The 7,336-nt window shown below is 37.6% G+C and carries 7 protein-coding genes; 3 read left to right on the top strand and 4 right to left on the bottom strand.

Annotated elements, in window-relative coordinates:
• Positions 1–812 (bottom strand): carboxypeptidase-like regulatory domain-containing protein (locus AC1DG9_RS23605; protein ID WP_477635351.1); only part of this gene is annotated, 812 nt, incomplete at its 3' end.
• A 29-nt stretch (positions 813–841) separates the two neighbouring features.
• Complete coding sequence (locus AC1DG9_RS23600; protein WP_288883850.1) at positions 842–1,510, bottom strand: class I SAM-dependent methyltransferase; 669 nt, start codon at positions 1,508–1,510, stop codon at positions 842–844.
• A gap of 181 nt (positions 1,511–1,691) precedes the next feature.
• On the opposite strand from AC1DG9_RS23600, the gene AC1DG9_RS23595 reads away from it, so the two are divergent.
• From AC1DG9_RS23595 to AC1DG9_RS23585, 3 genes are read left to right on the top strand one after another with little or no spacing between them, the layout of a single operon-like run.
• Positions 1,692–2,678, top strand: coding sequence for a 2-hydroxyacid dehydrogenase (locus AC1DG9_RS23595; RefSeq protein WP_337717804.1), 987 nt, complete (start codon positions 1,692–1,694; stop codon positions 2,676–2,678).
• A 22-nt stretch (positions 2,679–2,700) separates the two neighbouring features.
• The gene (locus tag AC1DG9_RS23590) at positions 2,701–3,168 is read left to right on the top strand and encodes a rhodanese-like domain-containing protein (RefSeq protein WP_337717801.1); all 468 of its coding nucleotides are present in this window, start codon (positions 2,701–2,703) and stop codon (positions 3,166–3,168) included.
• Positions 3,169–3,211: 43 nt separating this feature from the next.
• Positions 3,212–4,474, top strand: coding sequence for a PhoPQ-activated pathogenicity-related family protein (locus AC1DG9_RS23585; protein ID WP_477635350.1), 1,263 nt, complete (start codon positions 3,212–3,214; stop codon positions 4,472–4,474).
• Between the two features lie 119 nt (positions 4,475–4,593).
• Here the strand turns inward: AC1DG9_RS23585 and AC1DG9_RS23580 are convergent, their stop codons facing one another.
• Together AC1DG9_RS23580 and AC1DG9_RS23575 are read right to left on the bottom strand one after the other, a co-directional pair.
• Positions 4,594–5,319, bottom strand: coding sequence for a DUF92 domain-containing protein (locus AC1DG9_RS23580; RefSeq protein WP_337717798.1), 726 nt, complete (start codon positions 5,317–5,319; stop codon positions 4,594–4,596).
• 19 nt (positions 5,320–5,338) lie between these two features.
• Entirely contained in the window at positions 5,339–7,249 is a 1,911-nt protein-coding gene (locus tag AC1DG9_RS23575; protein WP_477635349.1) for an ATP-dependent DNA helicase, read from the bottom strand.
• Between the last annotated feature and the right edge of the window lie 87 nt (positions 7,250–7,336).

The following is a 7,336-nucleotide window of genomic DNA, read 5'->3' as shown; positions in this document are numbered from 1 at the left end:
AAATTGCTGTCTGCGCGTTCAATAAGCTGTTCTGTGTACACTGGAGTTGGATCTATCATTAATGGAAAATCAACGTTTTTTATAACATGCGTAAGGAAGCCTTCCTCCTGAGTTTTGTTTTTATAAAGCGCTCTTAAATAGTGCATGAGCGATCCTTCATATGCCATTTTTCTATTTGCTTTCCAGGTCTGCTGCTCTTCATTTGAGCCCTTAATATCTTCAAAAATAGATTCTCCATCATAGATCGTTGCATCAGCTGTTTTATTGTATTGAAATTTCCTCAGTAAGTATTTAATACGATATCCAAGTTTTCGGTTTTCTATGATCAGAAAATCAGGCGAATTGGCTTTTAAAATAGCCTTTTCTGTAGAGAAATCAATGATATCTGTATTCAATATCTTGCATTCTTTTGCATTTTTAGATTCTCCCATGAAATATTTAGTGAATGTTTTTAGAAAATTCTTGCGCTGATTGTTATCGCCAATAATCACTTCGTCTAAAATGATTTGTTTTTCCTCTAATGTGAAATTGAGAACAACCGATTTTTCTAAAACAACTRCATTTTGTTTTATTGAGCCGTAACCCAACATATTAACCACAACCTGATAAGTACCAGGCACAATACCGGAAAATTTAAATTCGCCTTTAGTATTGGTTGTTGTTGATTTTTGAGATCCGTCAATAAATATTGTGGCGGCCTCAATTTGTTCAGCTTTGGCATTTGTTACTGTTCCAGATATGGTAAAAGTTTCCTGAGCATTTACACCAGTACAAAACAGGGTGAATAGTATAAAAATGATTGTTTGTTTCATTAGAGAGTAGTTAATCGTGTGTTTTTTATTTAAAGTTTTTTTGCTGTTATGATTATAATGTCTCGTTCTATAAAATCTCCAAGGCTACCTTTAATGTTCTCTTTCTCCTGAGTAATTTTAGCAATGGAAAAACCAGCTTTAATGAGTGTTTCTGAAACGGTTTCCTTGTCATATAGCCGAAACTTCCATTTTGTAAAAGGAAGTTTTTTCATGAAGTCTTTGTCGGCAAAGCCGATGCTGAAACTGCCGCCTGGCTTTAATACCCTGTAAATTTCCTTAGCGTAAACATCGGGGGTTTCCCAAAAATAAATGGTATTTACCGTAAATATTTTATCAAATGAACCGCTTTGGAAGTCAATGTCATGGCCATTAGATAATTCAAACGAAACAACATTCTTATCAACAAACGCTCGATTTATTCTTGTTGCCTCCTCAATCATAGTTTCAGAGATGTCAATACCAAAATAATGAACTCCTGTTGATTTGGTGATGATGGAATTTACATGGCTTCCATTGCCCTGACCGATTTCTAAAACATGATCATTCGCTTTTATGTCCAGTTGCTGTATGGTCCTGGCAATCATATTTTCATTTGAAATAGCCATTCTTTCGCCGGTTTTTATTCCATTATCACCCTTTGGTGAGCTTAGTTGGCTAGCCATTTCTTTTAAATCATCATCATTCCAGGTTGTGCTCATAGTGTATTGTATTGGCTTAAGTGTTGTGACTATTCAAATAAGATTATCTATTTCTAAAAGTAGAGATATAAGGTCAGCTTACCAAGCAAGTATTTTGTTATGGAACAAATAAATTAAAACTATTAATCGTTTGTTATATTGGAGCGTGTTTATAATTCCAGTTTAAATTTTTGCGAAATACATGATTAAAGTTTTAATAACAAGAAAAATACCTCAACGGGGAATTCAATTACTCGAAGAAGCGGGTTATAAACTGACTATTTATACGGAAAAAAGGTCCTTGCCACAGAAAGAGCTAATTGAGCTTTGCAAAAATAATGATGCTCTGCTAAGTGCAGGATCTAACAAATTAAATGCTCACTTTTTTGAGGAGTGCAGTCACCTGAAAGCTGTAGCATTGATGAGTGTTGGGTATGATAACGTAGATATTGAAGCAGCAACCTCTTATAAAATACCTGTTAGCAATACTCCTGATGTACTTAGTAATGCCACCTCAGATGTGGCCTTTCTCTTGATGCTCGCGGTATCCCGTAATGCCTTTCAGATGCATAAAAGAATTGAACGCGGTGGTTGGTCGTTTTTTGAGCCCACCGCAAATTTAGGAATAGAATTAAAAGGAAAAACACTTGGTGTTTTTGGTTTGGGAAGGATCGGGGTAGAGCTTGCTAAAAAGGCTAAGGCAGCATACGACATGAATGTCATTTATCACAATAGAAATCGCAATACTGAAGCAGAGGAAATATTGGATGCAAAATATGTTTCTTTTGATCAGCTATTATCCGAAAGTGATGTATTGTCTGTTCATGCCAATCTTTCAAACGAAACCAAGAATTTATTCAATGGATCTGCGTTCGAAAAAATGAAGCGCAGCGCTTTGTTTATCAATACAGCAAGGGGAGGCTTACACAATGAAGCCGATCTGATTAACGCAATTCAAGATAAAACCATATGGGGAGCGGGTCTGGATGTTACCAATCCCGAACCTATGGATAAAGATAATCCCTTGCTTAATTTGCCGAATGTTTGTGTGCTGCCACATATTGGTTCTGCAACTGAAGAAACCAGGGACAAGATGGCCGTTATGGCTGCAGATAACCTGATTGCCGCATTAAGTAACAAAGTAATGCCGCAGATCATTAATCGCGAAGTTTACAGTAGTAATCATTAAATTGCCACATAATTCAAATTTCATGAAAAACTTACTTTTAAAAACGATAGCTGTTTTGTTAATCTTTGTTGCCAATTCAAATATTTCTAAAGCACAACAAATACCGTCTGCTCAGTTACAGAGCAATCCTTGGACTAAGAGTCAACTTATGGAGCCTTCTGTTCTGGCAAATATGATCGAAAAAGGGCAGAAAATCCGTATTTATAACATTGGTGTTGTTGAAGATATAAAAGGTGCCACACACCTTGGCGCTGCCAGTGAGAAACAAAATGTAGAAAAGCTGACTAAAGTAATAAAAGGCCTTCCAAAAAATGAAATGATAGTAGTGTATTGCGGCTGCTGTCCAATGGATAAATGCCCTAACATCAGGCCTGCCTTTAAAGCGTTAAATGAGCAAAAGTTCACGAAAGCATATTTATTAAATTTAACAGTTAATTTAAAAACTGAATGGATCAATAAAGGCTATCCGCTAGCCCAAACCGTTAAATAAAAACCCGTCAAMTATTTGCTATATTAGTTCCTAAAAAAAGAAAATGTCTCGAAAATTAGTTCCGGCTTCTACGCTCTTCTTGTGCTTGATAACGTTGCTTGTTCAGGCCCAAACAACAACATCATCAGTTGGAATCACTCCCGTTAACGCTTTGTCACATTACCTGAATAACGGTGATAACACCTACAAATGGGAAGTAAAGGACTCTTATGATCTTGATGAACTGAAAGTATACAGTATTCTGCTTACTTCGCAAAAGTGGAGAGAATACACCTGGACCCACCAGCTTAGCATAATCGTTCCAAAAGAAAATAAGTACGACGGAGCGTTGTTGTTTATTACCGGTGGAAGCATAAATAAAGAAGGCATGCCAAATTGGAGTGATAAAGGCGATGGCCTGGTTAAAAGTTTTAGTGCAATAGCAAAAGAAAACAAAGCTGTGGTTGCCATACTCAAGCAGGCACCGAATCAACCTCTTTATAATAATTTAACGGAAGATGCATTAATATCATACACACTTCATAATTACAAAAAAGATGGCGATTACAGCTGGCCATTGTTATTCCCAATGGTTAAATCTGCAAAAAGAGCGATGGATGCCGTTCAGGAATTTTCTAAACAAAAACTACATCATAGTATTAACCGTTTCGTGGTATCGGGGGCATCCAAACGTGGCTGGACAACCTGGCTTACCGGAGCTTCTGATAAACGGGTAACCGCAATTGCACCAATGGTGATCGATATGCTGAACATGCCGGTAAGTATGAACTATCAAATCAAGGTTTGGAAAGATTATAGCATCCAGATAGAAGATTACGTTAAACTAGGTCTTGTACAGGATCTGGGTACCGGGAGCAGCAATGACCTGGCCACCATGATTGATCCATATTCGTACCGCAAATCACTAACAATGCCTAAAATGATCGTAATGGGCACCAATGATGAATATTGGCCAATAGACAATATCAAGAATTATTACGACAGTATTCCCGGTCAAAACTTAATTCATTATGTGCCAAATGTGGGGCATGGGCTTGGTGACGGTAAAGAGGCCATGACTACCCTAAGCTCATTCTTTGGACTCACTATGTCAAAGTCGCCTTATCCGGTTTGCATATGGAAATCCTCTCAAAGTGAACAAGGAGTAAAGGTTAGCATTAAAACTACAGCAGATAAATTAATTGATGTTACCGTATGGCATGCTGATTCGCCGGATCTGGATTTTCGAAATGATAAATGGGAGGCCAGAAAGCTGGATGTTAAACCTAAATCAGAGATAAATACTTTAGAGCAGAGTAGAGCTTAATAAACATATCTACAAAATCTTTGTCTGTGTAATCTTTTGGAAGTTTACTCAATACTGCTTCAATTTTCTCTTCTTTTCTATGTAATACTGCCATAACGATTTTAATTGTGGCCGCTAAGTTATGGAAAATTAAATATGTAATAGACCATTATCGCCAATAAGGATGCTACAAGCGTATTCAGAAAATTTACCACATCATTACTCATGTAGTTTTTGCGTTCAAAGGTAGCTCCGAGTATCGAATCTGTCAGATTGCCAAGTATTCCTGCACCGATCACAATGAGGCTCATTTTATCAAACCCAGCGTAAATTAAGCCTATTACAGACGCACCGCATGTACCTATAAGGGTTCCTTCTAAACTTACAACTCCATCCAAACCATTTGCCTCTCTTTTAAAGGTCAGGATGTTATAAAATCTACGCCCGTACACCATGCCCAGTTCAGAAGATAGGGTATCGGCAAGGGCAGATGCAAGACTGGCAGCTGCCATTAAAACATATAGGTCTGAATGATGATGGTCAACAATTGCCAAAATGCCTGTTAACCCCGCAACTCCTCCATTTGCAAATACTTGTCCGGCATTTCTCCCATTGTTATCCAGAATTTCCGGATGGTATTTTGCCTTCAGTTGTTTTTTGTGAGCCGTAGCCGATACGCCAAGAATAAAAAAGGTAACAAGCATTAGTATCCCGGTTTCTCCTATACCTGCAAATACAAAGAAACCAATTAAACCCGCGGTAAGCGCTGCAGGGAACGTTAATTTTTTTGCCCAGACACATATCCCCATCATTGCAATCAGCAATATAACAGTAACCAATAAAACGGGGAGTGATGATGTAGACATATTTAGGTTAAACCGAAGTTTAAAATAGTTGTAATGTAACTGTAGGCTCTACCGAGGAAGAGCCTGGTTTAGTATTGGGCTTGGTCTTATGTTTATCAATCCAGGCAATATAATCTTCGGGTTTAACTGGCTCTTTTAATAATCCAGAACCGAATTGCATTTGCGAAACTCTTGCTTCAATTATTTGCCTGTACTTTTGGAGTAAGTGTTGTATTTGCTGTTGGATTTTGTTTTTCGGTTTAATCCTGATGTTTTTGTTTACAGGATTTAGGAGCTGAATAGTGATCTCCTTACTGAAATAGGCCAATGCAGATTCAATTCTATCCTGCAACACTTGTTGATCTTTAAAACCTGCTTGCTTATGTAACTGCTTCACCTGGGTCTGAAACTTTTCAGACAAGATCATAAGGTCTTTAACCGATTTATTCAATTGAGCAAGCAAAGATTTAAAYTCTGGCAGGTGCGATTTAACGATCTCAGAGTTTGAACTGATTGTTTCCAATCCGCTAAGCACACGGTTTAGCGAAAAATGGTTTAATACTACCTGAAGAATGAATCTTTCCTGTTCAGTAATTAAAATGTGCTCTAAGTCATCTTCATTAGCGGGTTTCATGTAATTGATCACCTCCGTATTTGACCTTAAACTTTCAGTACTGATCTTTGATTTTAAAATAAGTCCGTTTAGTGTTCTAACACGACTCAAAGCAACATAAACCTGACCGGCAACAAATGATTTTCCGGCATCAATTATTGCATTGTCGAATGTTAATCCCTGACTTTTATGAATTGTAACGGCCCAGGCCAATTTAATCGGATATTGGGAAAATTCCCCAACTTGCTGTTGTATAATGGCCTGTTCAGGATCAGCTTTATATTCAAAAGATTGCCATGAAGATTTTTCCAATAACAAATCATCCTCCTGCGGAAAAGAGATATAGATCTCACCATCTTTAACAGACTTAACCTTTCCGATCTTTCCGTTATAGAATTTCCGATTATCACCTGTGTCGTTTTTTATGAACATGATCTGGGCACCTTCTTTAAGTTTTAAGGTCTGCTCTGCCTGCAAGCCCAGATCTCTAAACTCTCCGCTTACCTCTCCCTCAAAAGTATACTCTTCACCGGTTAACTCATCTAACTTTTCTTTGTTAATTGTATTAGCCTCAGCATTATGTGAGGTGATGATAATCGGATTTAAGTCATCAGTAGAGCTGAATTGAGGGTCGTATCTTTTGTTTAACAGATCCAAACTGCTTTCACTAATCTGATTGTTTCTGATACCATTCAGAATATTAATGAATTCAGGTTCAGTTTGTCGGAATACTGTGGTAAGCTCTATTTGTAAAAGTGGGTTTCTGCGGATTACAAGCGCATCAAAGAAATAAGGCGATGGGTATGCTCTACTTAGAAACGCCCAATCTTCTCTTTTAGTAACCGGTGGTAGTTGATATAAATCTCCAATTAGCAGGAGTTGAACCCCACCAAAAGGCATGGTATTTTTTCTAACCGATCTTAGTATTGCATCAATTACATCCAGCAAGTCGCAACGTACCATCGAAACCTCATCAATAACAAGTAGCTCCAGTTCATTAAATAGATTTATCTTATCTCTGGTATAGCTTAAATCAGAAACCATAGATTGAATAGAAAGTATTCCAGATTGCAGGTTCTCTAAACTAATATCACCCRGGAAAAAGGAGCCTGGAGGCAATTGAAAAAAGGAATTGATTGTGGTTCCCTTGGCATTCATTGCTGCAACCCCAGTAGGAGCAACCACGGCCATTTTTTTTGAGCTACTCGCCTTAATCCGCTTAAGCAGGGTTGTTTTTCCGGTTCCAGCCTTTCCTGTCAGAAAAATGTTCTGATTGGTATAGTCAATAAAAGATAAAACCTTGTCGAAAATTGAATTAGAAGAACCGCCATTACTCATACAGCAAATTTAACTGAAATTTTCTCCGGTTCCGAGAATTGTTGAAATGTTCTAAGGAATATTTATCTATTGTACTATCTATTGTAC

The organism is Pedobacter sp. 05L430 (assembly GCF_056397585.1).
The sequence above is the reverse complement of the archived record's forward strand: the minus strand, read 5'-3'. Positions and strand labels throughout refer to the sequence as shown.